The 22,207-nt window shown below is 62.4% G+C and carries 21 protein-coding genes and 1 pseudogene; 7 read left to right on the top strand and 15 right to left on the bottom strand.

What is annotated here, in order from left to right; translation table 11 throughout:
• Nucleotides 1–294: 294 nt before the first annotated feature.
• On the top strand, nt 295–1,482 hold the full coding sequence (gene fdhA, locus WH91_RS12060) for a formaldehyde dehydrogenase, glutathione-independent (protein ID WP_046171256.1): 1,188 nt from the start codon (nt 295–297) through the stop codon (nt 1,480–1,482).
• A 405-nt stretch (nt 1,483–1,887) separates the two neighbouring features.
• Here fdhA and WH91_RS12055 read toward each other — a convergent pair whose 3' ends face one another.
• The 4 genes from WH91_RS12055 to WH91_RS24650 form a co-directional block, all read right to left on the bottom strand.
• Entirely contained in the window at nt 1,888–2,301 is a 414-nt protein-coding gene (locus tag WH91_RS12055; RefSeq protein ID WP_046171255.1) for a thioredoxin family protein, read from the bottom strand.
• A 14-nt stretch (nt 2,302–2,315) separates the two neighbouring features.
• Entirely contained in the window at nt 2,316–3,032 is a 717-nt protein-coding gene (locus WH91_RS12050; RefSeq protein ID WP_052952801.1) for a cytochrome c biogenesis CcdA family protein, read from the bottom strand.
• 94 nt (nt 3,033–3,126) lie between these two features.
• Nucleotides 3,127–3,333 (bottom strand): hypothetical protein, encoded by a 207-nt coding sequence (locus WH91_RS24245; RefSeq protein ID WP_074797734.1) that lies wholly within the window; start codon nt 3,331–3,333, stop codon nt 3,127–3,129.
• A gap of 3 nt (nt 3,334–3,336) precedes the next feature.
• Nucleotides 3,337–3,510, bottom strand: coding sequence for a hypothetical protein (locus tag WH91_RS24650; protein WP_158409555.1), 174 nt, complete (start codon nt 3,508–3,510; stop codon nt 3,337–3,339).
• 390 nt (nt 3,511–3,900) lie between these two features.
• Here WH91_RS24650 and WH91_RS12040 point away from each other — a divergent pair, with 390 nt between their 5' ends.
• Nucleotides 3,901–4,644: an aspartate/glutamate racemase family protein gene (locus WH91_RS12040; protein ID WP_046171254.1), complete on the top strand. Its 744-nt coding sequence runs from the start codon at nt 3,901–3,903 to the stop codon at nt 4,642–4,644.
• Here WH91_RS12040 and WH91_RS12035 read toward each other — a convergent pair.
• Genes WH91_RS12035 through WH91_RS12025 form a run of 3 tightly spaced genes read right to left on the bottom strand, consistent with a single transcriptional unit; the run spans nt 4,641 to nt 7,546 of the window.
• A complete protein-coding gene (locus WH91_RS12035) occupies nt 4,641–5,555 on the bottom strand; it encodes a carbohydrate kinase family protein (protein ID WP_046171253.1) in 915 nt (304 codons plus the stop codon). The two genes, WH91_RS12040 and WH91_RS12035, sit on opposite strands and share 4 nt — an antisense overlap.
• Nucleotides 5,552–6,742, bottom strand: a complete 1,191-nt coding sequence (locus tag WH91_RS12030) for an SIS domain-containing protein (RefSeq protein WP_082102135.1) — start codon at nt 6,740–6,742, stop codon at nt 5,552–5,554. The genes WH91_RS12035 and WH91_RS12030 overlap by 4 nt, the downstream gene beginning before the upstream one ends.
• A gap of 30 nt (nt 6,743–6,772) precedes the next feature.
• Nucleotides 6,773–7,546 carry a BtpA/SgcQ family protein gene (locus tag WH91_RS12025; RefSeq protein ID WP_046171252.1) on the bottom strand — a complete coding sequence of 258 codons (774 nt, stop codon included), beginning with the start codon at nt 7,544–7,546 and terminating at the stop codon, nt 6,773–6,775.
• Between the two features lie 106 nt (nt 7,547–7,652).
• On the opposite strand from WH91_RS12025, the gene WH91_RS12020 reads away from it, so the two are divergent.
• From WH91_RS12020 to WH91_RS12010, 3 genes are all read left to right on the top strand, one after another.
• Nucleotides 7,653–8,426: a DeoR/GlpR family DNA-binding transcription regulator gene (locus WH91_RS12020; RefSeq protein ID WP_046171251.1), complete on the top strand. Its 774-nt coding sequence runs from the start codon at nt 7,653–7,655 to the stop codon at nt 8,424–8,426.
• Nucleotides 8,427–8,561: 135 nt separating this feature from the next.
• Nucleotides 8,562–9,671, top strand: a complete 1,110-nt coding sequence (locus WH91_RS12015; protein WP_046171250.1) for an SIS domain-containing protein — start codon at nt 8,562–8,564, stop codon at nt 9,669–9,671.
• Between the two features lie 8 nt (nt 9,672–9,679).
• Nucleotides 9,680–10,561, top strand: coding sequence for a polysaccharide deacetylase family protein (locus WH91_RS12010; protein ID WP_046171249.1), 882 nt, complete (start codon nt 9,680–9,682; stop codon nt 10,559–10,561).
• 45 nt (nt 10,562–10,606) lie between these two features.
• Here the strand turns inward: WH91_RS12010 and WH91_RS12005 are convergent, their stop codons facing one another.
• Nucleotides 10,607–11,500, bottom strand: coding sequence for a polysaccharide deacetylase family protein (locus tag WH91_RS12005; RefSeq protein ID WP_046171248.1), 894 nt, complete (start codon nt 11,498–11,500; stop codon nt 10,607–10,609).
• Entirely contained in the window at nt 11,497–12,990 is a 1,494-nt protein-coding gene (locus WH91_RS12000) for an amidohydrolase family protein (RefSeq protein ID WP_046171247.1), read from the bottom strand. The genes WH91_RS12005 and WH91_RS12000 overlap by 4 nt, the downstream gene beginning before the upstream one ends.
• On the opposite strand from WH91_RS12000, the gene WH91_RS11995 reads away from it, so the two are divergent.
• On the top strand, nt 12,989–14,266 hold the full coding sequence (locus tag WH91_RS11995; protein WP_046171246.1) for a type 2 periplasmic-binding domain-containing protein: 1,278 nt from the start codon (nt 12,989–12,991) through the stop codon (nt 14,264–14,266). The two genes, WH91_RS12000 and WH91_RS11995, sit on opposite strands and share 2 nt — an antisense overlap.
• Before the next feature lie 12 nt (nt 14,267–14,278).
• Here the strand turns inward: WH91_RS11995 and WH91_RS11990 are convergent, their stop codons facing one another.
• The 6 genes from WH91_RS11990 to WH91_RS11965 are packed head-to-tail and all read right to left on the bottom strand — an operon-like array spanning nt 14,279 to nt 21,063.
• Nucleotides 14,279–15,244, bottom strand: a complete 966-nt coding sequence (locus tag WH91_RS11990; protein ID WP_046171263.1) for an ABC transporter ATP-binding protein — start codon at nt 15,242–15,244, stop codon at nt 14,279–14,281.
• A gap of 23 nt (nt 15,245–15,267) precedes the next feature.
• A complete protein-coding gene (locus tag WH91_RS11985; protein ID WP_046171245.1) occupies nt 15,268–16,251 on the bottom strand; it encodes an ABC transporter ATP-binding protein in 984 nt (327 codons plus the stop codon).
• Entirely contained in the window at nt 16,248–17,102 is an 855-nt protein-coding gene (locus tag WH91_RS11980; RefSeq protein WP_046171244.1) for an ABC transporter permease, read from the bottom strand. The genes WH91_RS11985 and WH91_RS11980 overlap by 4 nt, the downstream gene beginning before the upstream one ends.
• Entirely contained in the window at nt 17,099–18,016 is a 918-nt protein-coding gene (locus WH91_RS11975; RefSeq protein ID WP_046171243.1) for an ABC transporter permease, read from the bottom strand. The genes WH91_RS11980 and WH91_RS11975 overlap by 4 nt, the downstream gene beginning before the upstream one ends.
• Before the next feature lie 52 nt (nt 18,017–18,068).
• Nucleotides 18,069–19,583 carry an ABC transporter substrate-binding protein gene (locus WH91_RS11970; RefSeq protein WP_046171242.1) on the bottom strand — a complete coding sequence of 505 codons (1,515 nt, stop codon included), beginning with the start codon at nt 19,581–19,583 and terminating at the stop codon, nt 18,069–18,071.
• A complete protein-coding gene (locus WH91_RS11965; RefSeq protein ID WP_046171241.1) occupies nt 19,576–21,063 on the bottom strand; it encodes a chlorohydrolase family protein in 1,488 nt (495 codons plus the stop codon). The genes WH91_RS11970 and WH91_RS11965 overlap by 8 nt, the downstream gene beginning before the upstream one ends.
• 528 nt (nt 21,064–21,591) lie before the next feature.
• On the opposite strand from WH91_RS11965, the pseudogene WH91_RS11960 reads away from it, so the two are divergent.
• Nucleotides 21,592–22,114, top strand: a pseudogene (locus tag WH91_RS11960) (IS5 family transposase); the annotation flags it as partial.
• Nucleotides 22,115–22,207: the final 93 nt, after the last annotated feature.

The following is a 22,207-nucleotide window of genomic DNA, read 5'->3' as shown; positions in this document are numbered from 1 at the left end:
GCGACGGGATCTGCCGCTCCGCTCAATGACCAGCTCTGCGCCAGCCCCCGTAGCTCACCCCGGCCAGATCGGCCAAAACAACCGCCCGAGTCTCCTTCAGGCTGGATAGAAGTTGGGGGCAACGTCACACTGCATGCCAGACAAACTCATCGACATGCCCTAAGCTCGGCATGGCGCCGGCTACGCGGGCTGATGAGCGTGGCGGAAGGGCCGGATGGATAATCGTCGTTGTGGCCGACCTCAAAGAGGCGGTCGTTAAAGTCTGGAAACCAGACACCTGAGGAGGAGATCAAGATGAGCAGGAACCGTGGCGTAGTCTATATCGGACCGGGCAAGGTGGAAGTGCAGGACATCGAGGATGCCAAGCTCGCGGCGCCCGATGGGCGCCGCATCGAGCACGGCGTGATCCTCAAGGTGATATCGACCAATATCTGCGGCTCTGACCAGCACATGGTACGCGGTCGCACCACCGCTGCGGCGGGTCTGGTGCTTGGACACGAGATCACCGGACAGATTATCGAGAAAGGTAACGACGTCGAAATGCTCGAGGTCGGCGACATCGTCTCGGTGCCGTTCAATGTCGCCTGCGGGCGCTGCCGATGCTGCAAGTCGCAGGACACGGGCGTGTGCCTGACCGTCAATCCATCTCGTGCCGGCGGCGCCTATGGCTATGTTGACATGGGGGGCTGGATCGGTGGGCAGGCCCGCTACGTGACGGTTCCCTACGCCGATTTCAACCTGCTCAAATTCCCCGATCGCGACCGAGCGATGAGCAAGATCCGCGACCTGACGATGCTCTCCGATATCCTGCCGACGGGCTTTCACGGGGCGGTCAAGGCCGGCGTCGGTGTCGGCTCGACGGTCTACGTCGCCGGCGCCGGCCCAGTGGGCCTTGCAGCAGCAGCTTCTGCGCGCATTCTGGGTGCGGCCGTCGTCATGATTGGCGACTTCAACAAGGACCGTCTGGCCCATGCCGCCAAGATGGGGTTTGAGGCCATCGATCTCTCCAAGAGCGATCGGCTCGGCGACATGATTGCCGAGGTGGTCGGCACAAATGAAGTCGATGCCGCCATCGATGCTGTCGGCTTCGAAGCGCGCGGGCATTCCGGCGGCGAGCAGCCCGCAATCGTCCTCAACCAGATGATGGAAATAACCAGGCCCTCCGGCTCGATTGGCATTCCGGGCCTTTATGTCACGGAGGATCCCGGGGCCGTGGACAATGCCGCCAAGATTGGCAGTCTGTCTCTGCGCTTTGGCCTCGGCTGGGCCAAGGCGCTATCGTTTCACACCGGTCAGACTCCGGTGCTGAAATACAACCGACAGCTGATGCAGGCCATTCTGCACGACCGCCTGCCGATCGCCGATATCGTCAATGCTCGCATCATTTCGCTGGACGACGCAGCGCAAGGCTATGAGAGTTTCGATCACGGCGCGGCGGTTAAATTCGTGCTCGATCCGCATGGCGAACTCTCCGCCGCCTGATTGGAAGCACCACCCAAAGGCTGGGCCGCTACCTTAGGTAGGGCCCGGTCTCATTGCTGGCGGGCCGCCGTCACCTCCGAAATCTCAAGTGCGGCCTTGTGGCCGCAAGCGGCACACGCACCAGGTGAGCTTTGCGCTGCTGCTGGTGCGGTTGACACGCGGATAGGCTAGCCATCGCTTATGGCGTCGGAGCATTGTGCCACTGTCCAGTTACCGATTCCTGCGCTCGGTTCCGAGGCGATGTCGTGCGGCAAAAAAATGCCGAACTGTGTTTCCAATCCCATCCGCTTGGGCAGGGACGCTCGGACCCTTCGCGCTTGGGCGTGGCAGGCGACGCACCCGCCCCTCGTCCCTGCCTGCCACGCTGCCAGCAGAGCCAGGGCCAGGAGGCAATCGCGGCCTCAATTAACTGCCAGAGAGGTCGAGCAGGCCGGCTATGGCGTCGCGACGCGTATCGGCCACCAGCCGGCCCAGTTCTGTAGTTCCGCGCATCATCACGAGGGTTGAGCGGCGCGGAATGTCCATCTTCCGGACAAGGTCGCCGCGGCTGTGCTCGTCCCAGTCGACGCGGATGATTGGGATGGCGGCATAGATGGTACTTTCTGCGGCCAGGCCCTCAAGGACCCGATCCTGCGCAGCGCATGTGCCGCACCAGGTCGCGAAGAAGTCGATGAGGTATGGCTCGCCGCTGGCCACCACTTCGGCCAATGTCTGCTCGGAATAGGTGATAACACGGGCCGCCGCAGATGCCGGGCGCACCGCACCGAGTGCGGTGAGACAGGCGATGAGTGAGAGTGCAGAACGACGATTGAGCAGCATGGGGAACTCCAGGGTCAGATGCTGACGGAAATATCGGTGAACCAGCCGGGCAGGACTGCAAGAGCCCAGCCTTCTACCAGCCGATCGAACCGGAAAATGATTGCCAGGCCCACCACGATGAGCCCGACACCCAAGATCGTCTTGGCATGCGGCGTGATGCGGGCCAGCAGGGCTTTGCGGCTGGCAATGAGCGATCGTGTACCATAGGCCAGCGCTAGCATGATCGTGGCAGCTCCGGCCGAGAACATGGCCATAACGCCGAAGGCGAAGCCCAGATTGTCGCCTTGGGCCGCCAGGCCAATGGCCGCCCCCAGGGTCGGGCCGATGCAGGGCGACCAAGCCAGGCCTAACAGCGCTCCGCCAAGTGCCTCGCCCGCCAACCCCCTATTCTCAACCTGTCCGATCAGCCTTGTTCCGCCGCCGGCGGCAGCGCCGGCAAGCCGGCCAAAGCGCGCCTGCGCCTGAGGAATGAGCTGAACCAACCCGAAGCCGAGCATCACCCAACCGGCCGCCATGGTGATATCCTCCTGCGCCAGGCCGGTCGCTCGCGTGAGCGCGAAGGCGCCCATGCCGGCCAGCGTAAAGCTGACCGCCATGCCGGCAGCCATTGCCAGCGGGCCTAGGGCATGGCGAGCCACCGCACCGGCGGCAATCATTGGCAACAGCGGCAACACGCAAGGGTTGAGCAGGGTCAGCAGGCCGGCGGCAAAAGCCAGGATGAGATCGATCATGACAAACCTGCAGCAAACAACGAAACAATCCCATGTTTTATTCGCGCGACCGAGCGCCGCCGTTACCGCCTCTGCGTTCACGTCGCCGTGACCCTCAGGCGGCCAGCACGGCGTCGACCTCGGCGCCGGTCGGCGGCTGGCCTCCCTTGCGACGACAATTGATGCTGGCATCCGCGGCGCCAAAACGCAGGCAGGAGACGAGTGCCGCTTCGTTGAGCATACCCAACCGGCCGGGCGTCAGCGACTGCTTTCCCGCCAATGCCGTCAGCACCCCGGCCATCAGGCTGTCGCCAGCACCCACCGTTTAGATGAAGACCGGTGACGGATAGATCGGCGCCTTCGCCTGGGTCGCCTTGGTAACAGCCAGTGAGCCCTTGTCGCCCCCGTTGATGACCTCCAGCTCGCAGTTGAGCCGCGCCAGCACAGCCTTGGCATGGTCCTTGAGGCTCGTAGCCGGTTCGAGCCACCACTGCGACATCGTCGAGACCGTATGGAGCCGGCCCCCTTCTGGCCATCGCTGAGCGCTGCGCCGGATCGACAATTTCGGGATCATCGGATTTGCTTAGTATCGCTTATGGTTTTCCCACCTTGAGGCCTTCCGACCTAAGCCGGAAGCGGCGCTATTGTTCAATGCGGTCAGGATGACCGGCGAGGCTAACGATCGCGCCAATGGATGGGTGACGGACATTCAGAGAAATGCGGCTTCGAAGTCGCGTGTACTGGGCAACCGTGAGGAGCTTGGTGCGCTGGCATATTCGGCTGAAATATGACAAAGACAACGGAGGTTGCTTAAGTTTGGGCGACCACTCGTACACCGCCGATCGCATTGATTTTCGGCCTTGTAGCCCGACCTTTCGGAGTCAATGTTTTGAGGGTTCGACTGATCAATCCAAACACTACGCAATCGTTCACTCGGACCCTGCAGACCATTGCGCAGGGTTTCGCTGCCGATGGGACGATTGTGGATGCGACCAGCCCGGTTATGGGCACTCCGTCAGTCGAAAGTCATGTCGAGGAGGCTGTCGCGGCAATCGGGGTGATCGAGCAGGTCGTGGCGGGAGACAAGGCGGGGATCGATGGCTATGTCATCTGCTGCTTTGGCGATACCGGTATTGCAGCCGCGAGAGAAGTGACCAATGCGCCGGTCGTTGGAATGACCGAGGCGGCCTTCTTTGCCGCCTCCATGCTCGCGGCCAGTTTTTCGGTGATCACGCTGCCGCCGCGCACCCGCATCCATTCCGAGCGGGTATTGCGCGAAACCGGCATGGCGGAACGGTGCGCCCGAGTGCGCGCCATCGATATTCCGGTGCTCGACCTGGCTGATGAGGACGAGGCGGTCGAAGCAGCGTTTCTCGATGAGGCGCGTCGCGCGCTGGCGGAAGACCACAGCGAGGCCATCGTGCTGGGTTGCGCGGGGCTGACTCATCTGGTCGAGCCGCTGAGCCGGCATTTGGGCGTGCCGGTGATCGATGGAGTGATGGTTGGCCTCAAGATGGTAGAGGGGCTAGTGACCCTGAGGCTGGGGACCAGCAAGCGCTCGAGCTTTGCCTATCCGCCGGCCAAGGGATTGACCGGTGTCTTCGCCCATTTGCTGGACGGCCATAAGGGCTAAGGATGCCAGCCGTCTAACCGCTCGCGCATCTGTAGCGAAGTGGTTTCGAACAATGGATCGACACCATATCCGCCGACGGTGAACGAGGCCGCCACGGCCCCAGCCCGGGCTGCGCCCCGCAAGTCCGCAGGGTCTTGCAGATATGCAGCCATGAAGGCGCCGCAAAAGCTGTCGCCGGCACCGGTCGTGTCGACGACTTGAGCGCCGGGATAGGCGGGCACGGTGAATTCAACGTCATTGACGGCGTCGTAGACAAGGCACCCGTCTGTCCCCAGCTTGATGACGATGAGACGAGGCCCCAGGGCCGCGAAGCTTCGTGCCGCCGCCGACCAGTCCTCTGTGGCCAGCAGGCGGCGCACTTCCTCGGCGCTGGGCAGGAAGATGTCGACCTGCCCGATCATGGCGCGCAGATCGGCCTCGTTGCCGAAGATATAGTCCTCCTGCGGATCAAGCGCGACGATCGCCGAGCGGCTGGCCTTGAGAGTGGTTACCAGTCGGCGTTGCGCGGGAAGCGTCATGGCTAGGATCAGAAAGGCCCTGGCATTACCGAAGGCGACCGGAATATCCGCGGGCAGGGGTGAAAGCACGTCGAATGCTTCCTCGCTAGCATAGAGCGTCCAGGTGCGATCGCCATTGGCCTCATAGGCGACGCGATTGTGCAGCGTGGGTAAGTCACGCCGGGCCATGCCGGCCACGCTTAAGCCACACGCGCCGATGCGCTCGATGACATGGGCCGGCAGATCGTTGCCGATGGGGGCGACCAGCTCGGTGGCAGGCAGCCAGGAGCGGGCCGCCAGCGTCGCATAAAGCGCGTCGCCACCGGTGCAGCCTGGTCGCTCGGTGCCATTGGGCAGCACCACGTCGTCGATGGTGAAATTGCCCAGGCAAACAAGCTCTGGCACCCCGTTCATGCTGTCAGCGCCGTTTCTGCCGCGCGGAACTTGGCCATGGCGACATGATAGGCAAAAAGCTGCACCGGAATGGTGTAGACGAGCGCGGAAAGCACTTCGGGCACAGCCGGCAGGCGCAGGGTCACGTCCGCATGGGTGTCCAGCATGTCCTCGTCCCCGGTCACGACCGCATAGACTTGCCCACCCCAGCGTTTGCCTTCATGGGCCGTATCGCGGGCACGCGGCACTGAGGGACCTGCAGGAGCAATCAGAAACAGCGGGTCGCCAGCCTTCTGTGAATTGTAGTGGTGGAATTCCTCGAGCGGAATGGCGATGCCATGGTCGGGCGTGCATTCCTTGACTTTGGCAGTCCCGAACATTGCCGCCGCATATGATGGGCCGCCGGCCGCGTAGAGATAGACCGTCCGCGCGGCTTCGCGTGCCGCGATTTCCGCAATAGCCGCATTGTGGGTGGTGATGACTTCGGCAATCTGGTCGGGAATGGCGTCGAGCGCCGCCTGCAGCGTCGCGACACGCGACGGGGCGCGTCCGCTAGCCTTGGCGACGTCCAGGGCGAACTGGCATAGCAAGGCAATCGCAGCGGTGCTGGCCTGCGTGGGCCAGCCTTTGCGCGTGGCATGGATGGTCAACTGGTGGTCCGACTCCACCATGAGGGCCGAGCCGGGCGTATTGCTGAGCGCAAGTGTCTGCGCGCCCTTGGCCTTGGCGATCATCATCGCCTCGACGGTGCGAGTTGTGGTGCCACTGGAGCTGAGGGTGATCACTAGCGCGTCGGGGCCCAGGGTGTGGTGGTAATAATAGGCCATGTCGAGCGCCTGCACCGGCTCGCAGGGAATGCCGAACAATTCCTCGTAAAGGCTGCGCACCGCAACCATGCAGGCCAACGAGTCGCCGCATCCGGTCATGTAGATGCGCTTGATGCCGGATTTGGCCACGCGGTCGGCGGCCGCGGCGATGTTGCCCCGTTCGCGCTCCAGCGTAGTGCGGATCACCTGCGGCTGTTCCTCGATTTCCGGCAGTGTCAATTCGACCCGGCGCCGACGCTTGGTATCGAGCGGGTCGTCCGTGGGCAGCGCCGCCATCAACTCCAGTTCGCGGTCGAAGAGATTGGAGATCAGCGCTTTGGAGCGAGCGTCCAACGGTGAGTCATCACTGAGGAGCGGAGTGAGGAGACGATTTTGGGACATCGAGGAAATCCAGAAAGCTAGGGGACTGGTTCAGAGCTTGGCGGCGTCGATCAGACGCGCGATCTTGTCCTTGTCCCAGAGGTTGAAATCGTCGTGGGCAGCGCCGTCGCGCAGCAGGGCGGTGCTGACGATGACGGAGTCGGCGGCGTCCAGCGCGGCGCGGACATTGCCGGCGGTGACGCTGCCGCCGATGACGATCGGCCGCTTGACGCCAGCGGCACGGGCGGCATGCACCCGCAGGATCGAATCTTCAAAGCTTAAGCCGGTGATGACCAGTACGTCGGCGCCCATGTTTTGCGCCCACAGCGCCGCGGTCTCGTTGGCCACGGGGGCAAGCGGCTGGCAGGTGCGGTCATGCACGTCGGCATAGATCTTGATATCAGGACGGCCGATAGCGGCGCGATACTGCGTTGCGCTGACGTTGAGGGCATTGCGCATGCCTTCGGCATTTACGGCGGCGCCGACAAATATCTTGAGACGCACCCAATGGGCGTCAGCGGCATCGGCTATCGCCAGGGGCGCCTCGCCATCATGCGCCTGCACGATAATGCCCAACTCGGTCTTGGGGAATTGTTTGCGAAAGGCGCTGCCCAGGGCGGACATGCGGGCTACCGTCTGGATCGAAGCCGAACCCGGCTCGCGGGTCTCGTCCTGGACCTTGATCGAGGTAATTCCCGCATCCACGAAGATGGACGCATTGGAGAACAGGAAGTCCTCGTACCAAGCGATGGACCGAGGCTGTACGCCTTTGAAGGGGGGCAATTGCAGGGCGGCGATGATCGGTGCGGGAGAGGAAATAAGCATGTGTGCGATAATTGGGCCGAGATGGAAGGTGGCGTTCGCTTTGGCAAAAAATCCGCTAAGCTTGCGCTGGGTGAAATCGAAAACGTCGACGCAGGAACTTTAACATATGGCTTCTTTGAAAGCTACCGAAAGACATAAGAAGATCATGGACCAGCTCAATGCGTCCGGGCGTGCCGATGTTTCGGAGCTTGCCGATGCCCTGACGGTTTCCACGGTCACCATTCGGGCCGATCTGCTTTATCTGGAGAGGGGGCAGTTGCTCCGGCGCATTCGTGGCGGTGCGATCGCCGTACGGCCCAGCCGCTATGAACGGCCCGTCGACATCAACGCCTCCCTGCGCAGTATCGAGAAGAATGCCATCGCCTCACTGGCGGCCGAGATGATTCGTGATGGCGAAACCATCATCATGGATACCGGCTCGACCGTGGAGGCGTTGGCCGCGTTGTTTCCCAAGGCCTTGGCAGATATCGCGATCGTCACCAATTCGCTTAATGTGGCCATCGAATTGGTAGATCACCCGGGCGCTGCGGTGATCGTCACCGGCGGCACGTTGCGTCCCAAGCTGCACTCGCTGATCTCGCCATTCGGCGATCTCATCCTGAACGAAATCAATGCCGACATCGCCTTCATGAGCTGTGCCGGCGTGGATGCGCAGAAGGGCTTCACCAACAGCAATTGGCAGGAAGCCGAAATCAAGAAGCAGATGATCAAGGCGGCCAATCGGGTGGTTTTCCTGGCTGATCACACCAAGCTCAAGCATGTTGCGACAGCCCGCATCGCCATGTTGAGCGAGGTCGATATCCTGATCACCGATTCAAAGGCGTCGGTGGAGACGGTCAAGGACCTGCGCGCGGGCGGCCTTGAGGTAATCGTTGCTTAGCATTTTGCTACCGTAAAATCTGAAAAGTAAGTTTTCGAAAGGAAAATGTTCCGCAAATTTTTCTTGTGTTTGAGCGGGGAAGCATAAAAAATTGTGACGTGGTCGTTCCTGACCCGTCTTCTCCCGGATACGCAGATGACTGCTCTCTTGACGCCCGACAATGATTCCGCGGCGCTTCCCCCCATGCTGGCCGACATTTTCCGCCAGCCCCAGGTGCTGGCGGAGGTATTGGCACGCAAGGAGGAGATTGAAGGGTTCGCTCGAACGAGCTTTGCGCCGGGTACTGCCGGGCGGTGTTTCGTCTTTGGCAGTGGTGACGGCTGGTTCGCAGCACGCGCGACGCTGAGCGGTTCGAGCCAAGCGGAAGCGCGGAGCGGTCTTGATTTCACGCTGAACGTGGCGCCGAAGCTGGGGGCGGCCGATCGGACTGTCGCCATTTCAATGTCGGGAAATGTCGACCGCACGCTGGAAGGGGCAAGGCTGGCGCAGCAGCGCGGCAGCGGCCTTGCGATCTTGACCAATGGCGCCGGCGGTCGGTTGGGCGCGTTAGGTGGCAATCGTCATTCGCTCGATATCGCCGATGTTGCACCATTCCTCTGCGGCACGTCGAGCTATGTTGCAACATTGGCAACGCTGCAACTGGGCTTCACGCAACTCGCCGGAGATGACGGGTATGCCGCGGCGCTCGCCGAACTTGTCCAGCACCTACCCGAAACGATCGCATCCGCGGACCGCTTTGCCCGCCGCATTGCCGAGCAGATCGAGAGGCCGGCGGGCATTCGGATTCTCGGTGTTGGCGAAAGCGTAGCCACGGCGGATTACGGCGCTGCAAAATTCGTTGAAGTGACGAAAATTCCGGCTTGGAGCGACGACATCGAGGAATTCGCCCATCGGCAATACTGGGCCATGGGGCGGCAGGAAATCGTGGTGTTGCTGCCGGTGCATACAGCTTCGGCCGGCTATGCCGACGCGAGCGCCGAGGCATTGGGCGATCTGGGCGTGTCGACCATCGCTTTCGAGCCCGAAGGTGCCCTGGTGCCAAATGCCAAGGAACGGTTGACCCTGGCTGGCGGCACCAGGACGGCGGCAATTACCCAGGCGATCGGGCTGCAATTGCTGGCCTATCATCTGGGTATTGCCAGCGGCACGGATCCCAATAAGCGGCTCCATCTCAAGGACGATACGCAGAAATTCGCCGTCAGCCGCAAGCTGACCCGCCGCAGCCTTCTCGGCACCGGCCAATAGGAGCTTTCATGCTGCCCAGACAGTCGCGCTACCCCTATTCGCCCATTACCGAACGGCCCGATTTCACTTGGCCCAATGGCAAGCGGCTGGCGGTGTACTTCGTCATGGGGGTCGAGGAATATGTGTTCGGGGAGGGGATGACAGAGGACCTCTTCGCGGGCGCCTCCAAGCCCGATTTTGCCAATACCTCCTGGCGCGATTACGGCAACCGGGTCGGCGCCATCAGGCTGATCGATAGGTTTCACCGCGAGAACATTCCGCTCTCGATCCTGCTAAACACCGAGGTTTATGATCACGCCCCGCAATTGATGGATCATGCCCGCCGGCACGGCTGCGAAATCATCGCGCATGGGCTGACCAATTCGGACACCTTGGCCGGGCGCGAGCCGTCAGACGAGGCGGCGTATCTGGCGGCGGTTCGCGATGCCATCGTGGCGCATGAAGGCAAGCCGCCGGCCGGCTGGGCGAGCCCCTGGCTGGCCCATACCGACAATACCCCGGACCTGCTGGCTGAGGCGGGTTATCTCTATGTGATCGACCTAGGCATGGACGACCAACCGGTGTGGCTGAGGACCAGAACCGAGAAACTGCTAAGTATTCCCTATGCGTTGGAGCTCAACGATAGCTCGACCATTATCGGGCGGCAATCATCGCCCGATGATTTCTATGGCATGATCGCGGATCAGTTCGATGAGATGCTGGAAGCCTCGGTCGAGCAGCCGTTGGTCATGCCTGTGGTAATTCACTCGTTCATTTCAGGACAGCCGTTCCGGCTGCGCGGGCTGCGGCGAGCACTGGCGCATGTTCTGGCGCAGCGAGACAACATCTGGTTGACGACGCCGGACCGGATCGCGGCGTTCGTGCATCAGAATCCAGATGTGGCGATCTAGCTCCGGCCGATAGATTCTCATGCCAAAGATGGGACGCCACCTTTTCTAAAGCCCCTGGTCCAACCAGGTTTTGGCGATTTCGTCGCGACGGGTGATCCAGGCGCCGCCACGGCTGGCGAGAAACTCAAGGAATTTTGCCAGGCCGCCGATGCGCCCAGGGCGACCGATGATGCGGGTGTGAAGGCCAATGGTCATCATCTTTGGCGTAGTTTCGCCCTCCATATGCAGCCAGTCGAAGGCGTCTTCGCAATATTGAGCAAAGTCCTTGCCGTGCACGAAGCGTGAGACGCGAAAGAAGTTCATGTCGTTGGTGTCGAAGGCATAAGGCAACAGCACATAGGGCTGGTCGCCACGCTGTAACGTGATCGGCAAATCGTCATTGTAGAGATTGCTGTCGTAGAGAAAGCCGCCCTCCTCACGCAGCAGGCGCCTGGTGTTTTCCGAAGGATGGCTGCGGACATGCCAGCCGACCGGGCGCGTGCCGGTGGCTGCTTCGATCGCGGCGACGCAGCAGGCGATCATGGCGCGTTCTTCGGCCTCGTCCATGCGCACATTGTCGTCCCAGCGCCAGCCATGGCACATGATTTCGTGGCCCTGAGCGACCGCATGTTGCGCCAGCCAGGGCGTTGCCTCAAGCGTACGCCCGCAAAGGTTGAGCGTCAGCTTGATCCCAAATTTTTCGAACAGGCGCATGATGCGCCAATAGCCGGCGCGGCTGCCATATTCGAAATGGCTTTCCATGGCGAAATCGCGCGCGCCGATGAGTTCCTGCTGCACCTCGTAGACGCTTTCATTGCGCTCGTCGCCCGAGGACAAGGCAAGTTCCGCGCCCTCCTCAATATTGAGCACAAAGGAGACGGCAACCCGAGCATTGCCGGGCCAGCGCACCACCGGCGGCTGCTCGCCATAGCCCCGAAAGTCGCGATCGGGCGCGATCATCGTCCGGCCCAGCGGGTGAAGCCGACATCGCGGGCATGGGCCTTGGCCAGCATTTCGCGATAGAAGGGTTCGAGTTCGGCGGCGCCAGCACGCAAGGCAAAGGCGTCCCGGCGCAACTGCGGCTCCATAGCGCGCAGCTGAGCAAGCAGCGCCGGCTCATCGATCGTAGTCAATTGCCCGTCCCGCACCACCACGGAGCCGGCCACGATGGTATGCTTGACCGAACTACCGCTTTCGCACAGTACCAAGGCGCGGCGAATGTCGTGCAGTGGGCGGAAACTGTCGGCGTTCTTGTCGAGAACGGCAAAATCGGCAGCTGCCCCGAGGGCGATGCGGCCGACCGGTTGCGGCCGGCGCATGACGCGATTGCCGCCGTCCCAAAGAGCGGCGAGGATTTCGGCGCTTTTGGGCCATTCGCGATAATCCCCGCCGGTGGCTGCGTGCATGATTGCGGCGGTCTTGATCGAGCCCCAAAGATTATGGCTGTCGTCGCTGACCGCCTCGTCAGTCCCCAGGCAGATCGGCACGCCGGCATTGCGCAAGGCCCGGAACGGCATGGTGCCGCTGCCTAGGCGCAGATTGCACACCGGATTGTGGGCAACGGTGGCGCCAGACCGGCCCAGTGTGGCGATATCGGCTTCATCGATCCAGATGGCGTGGATCACCTGCATGTGGTCATCGAGAATGCCCAGGCCATCGACATATTGCACCAAGGACTGGCCATATTTCTCATCGCCGAGAACACGCTGCAGCTTGGTTTCGAGGATGTGACAGAAATAGGGAAGGTCATGCCGGTGGGCGAGAGAATGCAGCGCGCGCAGGTAATCGGGCGTGGCGCGTTGCGGCGCCGAACAGGAGACGGCAGCGGCGATACGACCATCGCCGGCGCCGTGCCAGCGCTCGATCAGATGGTCATAATGGGCCAGCATGCCCTCGGCCGTTTCGCGCGGCGCCGCGTCCATGTTGCGGATGAATTCGGTGGGCAGCATGTCCTTGAGGAAGGGGTATTTCTCGTATTCGGCGACGATGGGCTGATCGAGCCCTAGCGTGGCGCGGATGCCGATGTCCTCATAGGCGCCGGCGATGGCGTCGATAGCAGCATGGGTGGTCAGTGGCACGAAGAAGGCATCGTCGAGCACCGAGGTGATCCCGAGCTTGAGCATCTCGGCGGCCCCGACCAGGGTGCGCAATCGCACGGTCTCGGGGTCCTCCTCGCCGCTTGCCAGTGGGGGCACTTCGTACAGCATGAAGATTTCGAGCGGCAGGTTTTCAAGCGTTCCGCGCATGAAATTGCCGGGCGAATGCAGATGCGCATTGATCAGCCCGGGAATGACGATATCACCATCCACGTCGATGGTTTCGACATCGGCGGCGAGGTTTGGGCCGATCTGCGCGATGATGCCCTCGCGCACCAGGATATCGGCGGCCACCAGATCTTGGTGATCGGCCGAGAGCAGGAGATTGCCGCCGGCAATGAGCAGGTCACGCATGGAAAAATCCTCTTCGATTGATGATGCCAGCGGGGCGGCGATCCGCCGAGAGCTGTTCGGCAGTGCAGCCACACCGCTGCAATTCGCCTTCTGGGACGTACAGGGCGACATCGTGCGGGACAATGTGGCGCGCTATGTTGCCGAAAGCGGCGAGGCGGTTGCGTGTCTTGAGATCGGTGGCGATTATGAGCGCGAGCTTGGCGCACGCTTTGCGGCGGGGCAGGGGCCGGATGTGTTCCATGCGCAGCGGGCGGAGGCGGCGCTGTGGGGCGCGCGCGGCCATATCCGGCCGCTGGACGAGACGAGGTTCGGCCCGCTGCTGCGGCGAATGGACCCACGCATGGTGGCGGGTGCGCGGGACGCCGACGGGCAGCTGCTGGGGCTGACCTATTACAATGGCGGCCCATTCGCGCTCTTCGCGCACACCGATTTTGCCGATGCGGGAGATCTGGAGTTCGGATCCTGGGACGTCGTGCTGGACTATTTGCGTCGCGCGAAGCGGGATGGTCTGGCCCAATATCCGTTCCTGCCGCGCTGGCACAGCTCGCAGACCGGGCTGGTCTGGAGCCTGCTCTGCCATCTCGCCAGCGAAGGCGTAACCGATCTCGGGCAGACGGGCGCCGACGAGGCGATCGCGGCGGTGCTCGGATTTTTCGCAGCCTTGGTAGATGAGGGGTTGGCGCCTCCGCAATGTCTGGATGACAGGGGTGATGGCCCGGCTCTGCAGCGCTGGGTCAGTGGGCAGCACATGCTGAGTTTCACCACCGACTATCTGGCGATGGATGCCGCCAAGGCGGCAAGAAAGCCGCTCAATCTGGTGTTGAAGCTGCCGGGGAAGGCGAGTGCGCCACTGATGCCGGGGCATGCTTTGTTGTGCCTGCGAGAGGGCCTCGCGTGCGAACGGTTGGCAAGATCCGAGCGGCTTTTGGCCTATCTGGGCGGTACTGTGACCGATGACGGCCTGGCGGTGCATGAACGCTGGCTGCGCGAATGCCTGTTCGGCGTGCCCTATGGCGAGGTCGAGCGGCTGCCGGGGATGCGAGAGGCGATGACGAGGGCGTTTGCACCGAGTCAGGCCAAGCGATCGGTCGAGCGCCTGCTCGATGCGCGCGCCCACGCCATGATGTCGCCACCGACCCACCGACCCTTCATGCTGGAATGGACCGGGTTGGCAGACGCCATCATCCGCAACGATCTGCTGAGGCAGCGGCGCCTGTCGCCACAGGCGGCGAGTGCGGCGCTGCTCGAAGCCTGGCAGCGGCTGGCGCAAGGGTGAGCGGCGGGGCAATCAGCCCGCCATCGGCGGCTGGGTCAACAGATGACAGGCAGCGCGCTGGCCATTGCCCAGATCGCTCATCGTCGGCTCCCGGGTCTTGCAGACATCCATCACCTGCGGACACCTGGTGTGAAAGCGGCAGCCTTTGGGCGGATTGGCCGGGCTGGGGATGTCTCCACGCAGGGTGGCTGCCGCCGGCGGGATGTCGCGGTGCGGATTGGGCGAGGGCGCGGCGGCGATCAGCGCGCGGGTATAGGGATGGGCGGGAGCCCGGTACAGATCGGCGGCGGTGCCGATCTCGACGATCTTGCCCAGATACATCACGGCGATGCGGTCGGCAAAGCCGAAGACGCGCGCCAGATCGTGCGAGATGAAGAGATAGGTCAAAGAGAATTGCTGCTTGAGCGCGGTGAACAACTTGAGGATCTGCAATTGCAGTGACACATCGAGCGCCGACAGCGGCTCATCGCAGACGATGAAATCAGGGCGCAGAATGGCGGCTCGGGCAATGGCCACCCGCTGGCGCTGGCCGCCAGAAAATTCATGTGGATAACGCTCGGCAAAGCTCGGGTCGAGCCCGGCGGCGCTGAGCATATCGAGCACCTGGGGGCGGATAGATGCGCGGTCGGTGGCGCCATGCACCAGCAGCGGCTCGGCCAAGGTCTCGTAAATGCTCATCTTGGGATTGAGCGAGGCGTAGGGGTCCTGGAAGATCATCTGGAACTGGCTGCGCGCATCGCGCAGAGCCCGGCCGGACAAGCGTGTGATATCGCGCCCCTTGAACTCCACGCGGCCATGGGCGATCGGCGTCGAGCGCAGCAGAGCCCGGCCCAGCGTGGACTTGCCGCAGCCGCTTTCCCCCACGACGGCCAGGGTTTCGCCCTGCTCGATGGTGAGGTCGACATTGCTGACCGCCTGCACCACGGACTCGGGCTTGAACAGCGAGCGTCGGCCGCGGAATTCCACGGTCAGTCCCATGGCCTTAATGATCGGCGGCGCGCTCATGTCTGGCTCCCGGTCAGCGGGTAAAAACAGGCGACGCGGCGGCCATCGGCCTTGATTTCGAGCGCCGGCACTTCGCCCTGGCACCTCGCCTGTGCCCGCGAACAGCGTGGCGCGAAACTGCAGCCGGGATGCACGACACGCGGATCGGGCGGGGCGCCGGGGATCGGCTCCTGCTCGGAGAAAGGATCATCGATGCGCGACGTGCTGGCCAGTAGGCCGGCGGTATAGGGATGGGCCGGCGCATCATAAAGCGCCTCGGCCAAGGCATCCTCGACGATGCGCCCGGCATACATGACCACGACCCGGTCGGCCAACCGCGCCAGCAGCGCCAGATCGTGGGTGACCCAGACCATGGCCATGCCCTGCTCGCGCTGAATCGATTGCACCAGCCGCACGATTTCGGCCTGCACGGTGACATCGAGTGCCGTGGTCGGCTCGTCGGCGATCAGCAGCTTGGGCTCCACCGCCAGCGCCATGGCAATCATAACGCGCTGCCGCATGCCGCCCGACAACTGATGGGGCAGTTGATTGATGCGCAGTTCGGGTGCCGGAATGCCGACGCGGCGCAGCAAGTCCAGCGCCCTAGCACGGGCCGCGGTCCGGCTCAGGCCCTTGTGGCGGCGCATGCCCTCGCTGATCTGCCGACCAACCGTGAGCAGCGGATTGAGCGCGGTCAGCGGGTCTTGGAAGATATAGGAGACGACGGGCCCCCGTACGTCTTCGAGGGCGCGGGGCCGAAGGTCGAGAATGGAATGGCCATCGACACTCATGGCGCGAGCCGTGATCGCGGTGCGGCGCGCATCGAGCAGTCGCACTACCGACAACATGGTGACCGACTTGCCGGAGCCGCTTTCCCCAACCAGGCCAAGCACCTCACCCTGCGCTACCGAGAGCGACACATCGCGCACGGCATGGATGATGCTGCCGCCAACGGCGAAATCGACGCTAAGGCCTTCGACCGACAGAACTGCATCGCTCATTTGCGCAACCTCGGATCGATCCGGTCCTGCAGCCAATCGCCACACAGATTGCCCGCCAGCACCGTCAGCGCCGTGGCGACGCCCGGCATGGCCGTCATCCACCAGGCGTTTTGCAGATAGGAACGGCCATCATTGAGCATGGTGCCCCAGGAGGGCGTGGCGCTGCCGATGCCGACGCCAAGAAAGCTCAGGGCGGCTTCAGTCAGGATCGCCTGCGCCATGGAGAAGCTGGCAACGACGATAATGGAAGAAAACGCATTGGGCAGGATATAGCGGCGCAGGATGCGGTCGGTGGGCACGCCGACGCTTTTGGCGGCCTCGACATATTCCTGGTTCTTGACACTCATCACCTGTCCGCGCACCACGCGGGCGTAATTGACCCAGGTCGCCAGCGCCACGACGACGACGACCGAGGTAAAGCCGCCGCCAAACGTCGACAGCAGGAAGATGGCCAGCAGCGTAAATGGGAACGCCAACTGCACATTGACCAAGAACGATAGCGCCGCGTCGACGATGCCGCCGAAATAGCCGGACAACAGCCCGATGAAGGAGCCGATCAAAGCGCCAATAACCACGGCTCCTGCCCCCACGGACAGCGAAATCTGGGCGCCATAAATGACCCGGCTCAAGATGTCGCGGCCCAGATTGTCGGTGCCCAGAAGATGCTTGAGCGAGCCGCCATCGATCCAGGCCGGCGGCGCCAAGCGCGCCATCAGATCGATCTTGGCCGGCCCGTATGGCGCGACCCAAGGCGCAAAGATCGCCGCCAGCGCAACGATGACGAGAATGGTCAGGCCCAAGAGACCCAGTGCATTGCGCCGCAGGAAGACGCTTGTTGCCGAACGCCTCATTTCAGCTTCACGCGCGGATCGATGACGACATAGAGCACATCGACCAGGAAGTTGATCAGCACGAAGAACGCGGCCGACATCAGCACGACCCCCTGGATAACAGGGAAATCGCGCTGTGACACGGCAGTGACGGCGAGCCTGCCGATGCCGGGCCAGGCAAAGATGGTTTCGGTGATGAAGGCACCCGAGACCAACTCGGCCAGCTCCAGTCCGGCCATGGTGACCACCGGGATCATGGCGCCGCGAAAGGCGTGGACGAACAGCACGACCCGCTCGCGCAGGCCCTTGGAATGGGCTGTGCGGATATAGTCGGCGCTCAAGACCTCAAGCATGCTGGCGCGCACCAGCCGGGTCAACCGGGCCGACGATTGCAGCGCCAAGGTGATTGCCGGCAGCACGATATAGGCGGCGCCGCCATAGCCCGATACCGGCAGGACCTTGAGGTGCACTGCGAACAGCACCACCAGCATCAGCCCGATCCAGAATCCAGGCGCGGCTTGGCCGGCCATGGCCAGCGTGGTGACCAGAAAATCCCAGATGGTGCCGCGATTGAGCGCGATGATGATGCCCAGTGGGATGGAAATGGCCAGCGCGAGTAGGAACCCGGCGGCCGCCAATTGCAGCGTGGCGGGCAGGCGCTCGGCGATCAGTTGGGAGACCTTGGCCTGCTGGACGAAGGAAAATCCGAGATCGCCCTGCACGGCCTTGACGATGAAACTGAAATATTGCTGCTCCAGCGGCCGATCGAGCCCCAGATAAACCCGCAGATCCTGCTTGTCCTGTTCGGTGGCGTTTTCGCGCGCCATCAGCTCGACTGGGTCGCCCGTCAGGTGGCCGACGATGAAAGTAGCAAACGATACCCCGAGAAGGACGAGCAAGGCCTGCAGGAAGCGTTTGGACAGGAACGAGAACATGGTGCCTTGCAAAACCGGGGCTGCCCTGGCCGGAGCTAGGGCAGCCGATGCATTACTTGTAGGTGATCAGGTAAGGCTCGAGATAGTTATCGGCGCGGAACTCATAGCTCAGCGTCTTGGAGATGCCGAAGATGTTCGGCAGGCGCCACAGATAGAGCCACGGTGCGTCGTTCCAGATGATCGCCTGAGCAGCGTATTCCAGTTCCTGCCGCTTGGCGTCGTCCAGTGTCTGCGAGGCTTCAATGACCAGCTTGTCATAGTCCGGGTTGCAATAGCCGCTCGAATTATCGACATGGCCGCAGGTCAGGATGACCAGCTCGACTGAGGGATTGATCAGCGCGGCCCAACCCTGGAAGTAGATGCCCTTGAGGCTGGCACTCGACAGCGCTTCGCGGAACTGGCCGATTTCGACCGCTTCATAGGTCGGCTTGATATTGATGGCCTCGAGGAACGAGCCCACCACTTCCGAGACATCCTTGCCGCCGTCGAAACGGGTCGACCACTGGATGGTCAGCGGGAAGCCATCGGCAAAGCCGGCTTCCGCCATCAGCGCCTTGGCCTTTTCCGGATCGTAGCTATAGGGCGTCAAATCTGGATTGTTGTTGGGTGGATTGACGATGCTGAGCAGTGGCTTGGTCGAACCGCCGAGCAGGGAATCGATGATGGTGGGAACGTCGACGGCATAGTTGAGCGCCTGGCGGACGCGCGGGTCGGCGAGCGCGGGTTGTTCGCCCTTGATCGAGATGCCCATATGCATCTTGCGCAGGCCTTCGATCTGCACCACGTCGCTGACATCGGTATTGGCCTGAGCCGCCGCGTCCGGCGTGATGCCGACGACGATATCGACAGTGCCGGCGGCCAGTTCGTTGAGGCGCGAGGACATTTCCGGCACGGCGCGGAAGATGATGTCCTTCACGGCCGGTGCATCGCCCCAATAGGTATCACTTGCGGTCAACACCAGGGCATCGCCACGGCGCCATTCGACGAACTTATAGGGACCAGAACCGATTGGGGCGGAAGCGACCACGTCGGGCGCCGTGTCGGTGATGTAGGCGGGGGCGGCGACGAACGCCTCTTCCAGCCAATAGAGCATGTTGACGGTCGGCGCTGCGGTGACAAGATCGAGGGTAAAGTCATCGACGACGTTGACCGCGGTCAGCCCGGTCTGGTCATGCAACTGCTGCACCGAATTGAACGGGGCGGTGTCCATGCGGGCGAAGTTGACCTTGACCGCTTCGGCGTTGAACGCCTCGCCATTGCTGAAGGTCACGCCTTCGCGCAGATGGAAACGCCAGGTGAGGTCATCGACGCGTTCCCAAGAGGTGGCGAGGCGCGGCTGGGCCTGCCCGTCCTTGTCGCGGCGCACCAGGCTGTCGAAGATCGACCAGATGGCCGAGCCGGTGGGATTGTTGCTGTCCAGCATGTGCGGATCGAGGCTGATGATGTCCTCCGAGGAGGCGATGACCACCGGCTTGGCGTCCTGCGCATAGACCGGCGTCAACGCCGTCACGCCCATTGCCAAGCCGGCGAGCAGCACCAGGCGTCTGGTCCAGTTTCCCTTAATCATGATGTCGTTTCCCTGTTGATGGTTGTGCCTGCCGGCGGACGGGAAAGGCGGGTGGAAAGAGCGATTGCCAATCGTGTCCCTTCCAATGCCGTTCGGCATAGCTGTTGCGCAGTTTTTCGAAGATCGTCTGCAAGCTGGCCGACGCTTCGCTTTCATTGAAGTCGACCACGTGCCCGTCTTTGACGACGCGGCGCCCGGCGACCCATACCTGATCTGCCCTCAGGCCGGGGGGCATCAGGAAGAGGGCCTCGATGGGATCGTGCGAAGGCTGGGCATCAAAGACCGACAAGTCCCAGACGACGATGTCGGCGGCACTGCCGACCGCGAGGCGCCCCAGATCGGGGCGGTTCAGCGCCTTGGCGCCGCCTAGCGTCGCCGCACGATAATACTCGGCCGGACCAGTGGCATGGCGGCCATCGAAGCGCGCGGTGGCGAGGCCCATTTGCAGGTTCATCAGCATATTGGGCGGGGTGGTATCGGTGCCGATCCCAATAGCGATGCCCTGGCGCAGGAAAGCGCCGAAGCTATCGAGCCGACGGCCACCGCGGCCGACGACCAGCGGGCAATGCACGACCGTGGCGCCACTCTCGGCGAGGACCGAGAGGTCCGCTGCGATCAGGGCCGGATCGGCATCTGGTCCGCCCAGATTGATGGCATGGGGCAGCAGCGCGCGTTCGGACAGAATGCCCAGATCCCGCAGCAGGCCGATGGAGGTCTTGCCCGAGCGAGCCCAGATCAGGTCGGCTTCGGTTTCCGATTGGCAGCAATGCAGGCGGAACGGGACGCCCAGCTCTTGGGCGGCCTGTGCCGTGCGCACAAGCAGGGCGTCCGAGCAGGTATCGATCGTGGAAGGCACCAACAATCCGGAGATCAAGCTATCTGCGCTGCTCTGGTGGCGGCGGATGAAGGAGATGGCGTCATCGAGTCCAGCCAGGCCACGGGCCTCATCCTCGATCTGCGTCAACGCTCCGTCGGCGTCAATGACGTTGACGGCGGAGCGGAAGCTGGGGCCGAGCACCAGGCGAATGCCCAATTTCTGCGAGAGGCCGGCAAATGCGTCGAATTCGTCGCTGTTCTCCGCCCAGGCACGGAACAGCAGCGAGGTGACCGGCAGCGCAGTGGTAGTCCCCGAAAGCAGCAACTGGCCGAAGGCCGCGTGCGCCGCCGCCAGCATTTCGGTGCGGTCGAGCACGTCGTGGGCCGTGGCCGCATAATCGGCGCTCCAGGTGCCGCGAGTGGCGTCGCCGGCGCTGCCGAAGCCCAGTATCGTAGTGTCGGCGTCAGCCAATGCGTTGAGGTCGATGAACCCGGGTGCGATCAACGCACCCCCAAAATCCTCGTGGCGATCCGCCTCCGTGCGCGTCGCGGGGCCGATGGACAGCACTTTGCCATTGGCAAAGAGAACTTCCCCGTCCTCGATCAGGACGTGGTCGGCTCCCTCGAAAGCCAAAACCCATTTGGAAGTCAGTTTGGTGAGCACGGCGGCCTCTTTCCAAGATGGATTGAGACTGCGACAGCCGCTTAACGGGCGCAAGATTTATTTTGTAGAAGGCGGTTTAGAAAAAAATAGAAGAAAGTTAGGCAGTCGAGTTTCAGGGGAGGCGCTTGCATAAATGCTGAATAAGTGACTATATAAAAGGGATATTTTTAGTGTTCAGCCAACCCTACCCTTTGGTTCGTCGATCTGGTAGTTTCGAGAAATCCTTTCGTTATTACAGAAAGAAAGTTTTGGCAGGCCGTCATCCGGTTCTTTTGTCGTCGATTTTCGCGGAGATAAACGCAAAATAAGCTCTTGCCAACTTTAGAAATCTGCCTATTGCGATGCCAACGAGGTGGATTTGCCTAGAATTTGAGCATGTAGCAGTCTGATTCGGGAACCGAGCAAATGGCGACTTTCGGCGAGCTCACGGGTTGCCTGAGCCAACGTCATACCAGTCATTCGCCGCTCAACGAAGACATTGTCGCGCAGCAGGCCGGTGACGGCCATGCTGGTAAATTGGGTGGCCGGATGGCCGAGATTGAGCAGAAGACCAAGCGCTACCCGACGGATCTGACTGAGGAGGAGTGGGCGCGGGTACGGCGGTTCCTGCCTAGCCTTGCGAAGAACGGGCGTCCGGTTGAGACGGATTTGCGCGAGGTTTTGAACGCGATCCGCTATCTGGCCCGCTCTGGCGGCGGCTGGCGCATGCTGCCGAAGGATTTCCCACCCTGGCAGACCGTCTACTGGTGGTTTCGCCGCTTCGTTCGACGCTTCATGTTCCAGACGATCCAAGACGTGGCGCTGATGCTCGATCGCGAGCGGTCCGGGCGCGAGGCAAGCCCCTCGGGCGGCGTCATCGACAGTCAGTCGGTCAAGGCTACCGAAGCAAAAACATGAGGTTACGACGCCGGCAAGAAGATCGTCGGGCGCAAGCGCCATATCGTCGTGGACACCGATGGTCAATCTCACTACCGCCGACATCTCCGACAGCGCCGGCGCCCAGATGATCCTCGACAGCGTGCGCAAGCGCTGGCCCTGGCTCAAGCATCTATTGTGATCTCGTTCTACCGATAGGTAGGATGTTCTTGGAGTTTGTGGGCTCGACAGGCAACTGGGCGGTGCTTTGGGCGAATTTCTGCGTGCC

It is taken from the genome of Devosia psychrophila (assembly GCF_000971275.1).
Lineage (GTDB): Bacteria > Pseudomonadota > Alphaproteobacteria > Rhizobiales > Devosiaceae > Devosia > Devosia psychrophila.
Note: the sequence above shows the minus strand (reverse complement) of the source record. Positions and strands in the feature narration are given on the sequence as shown.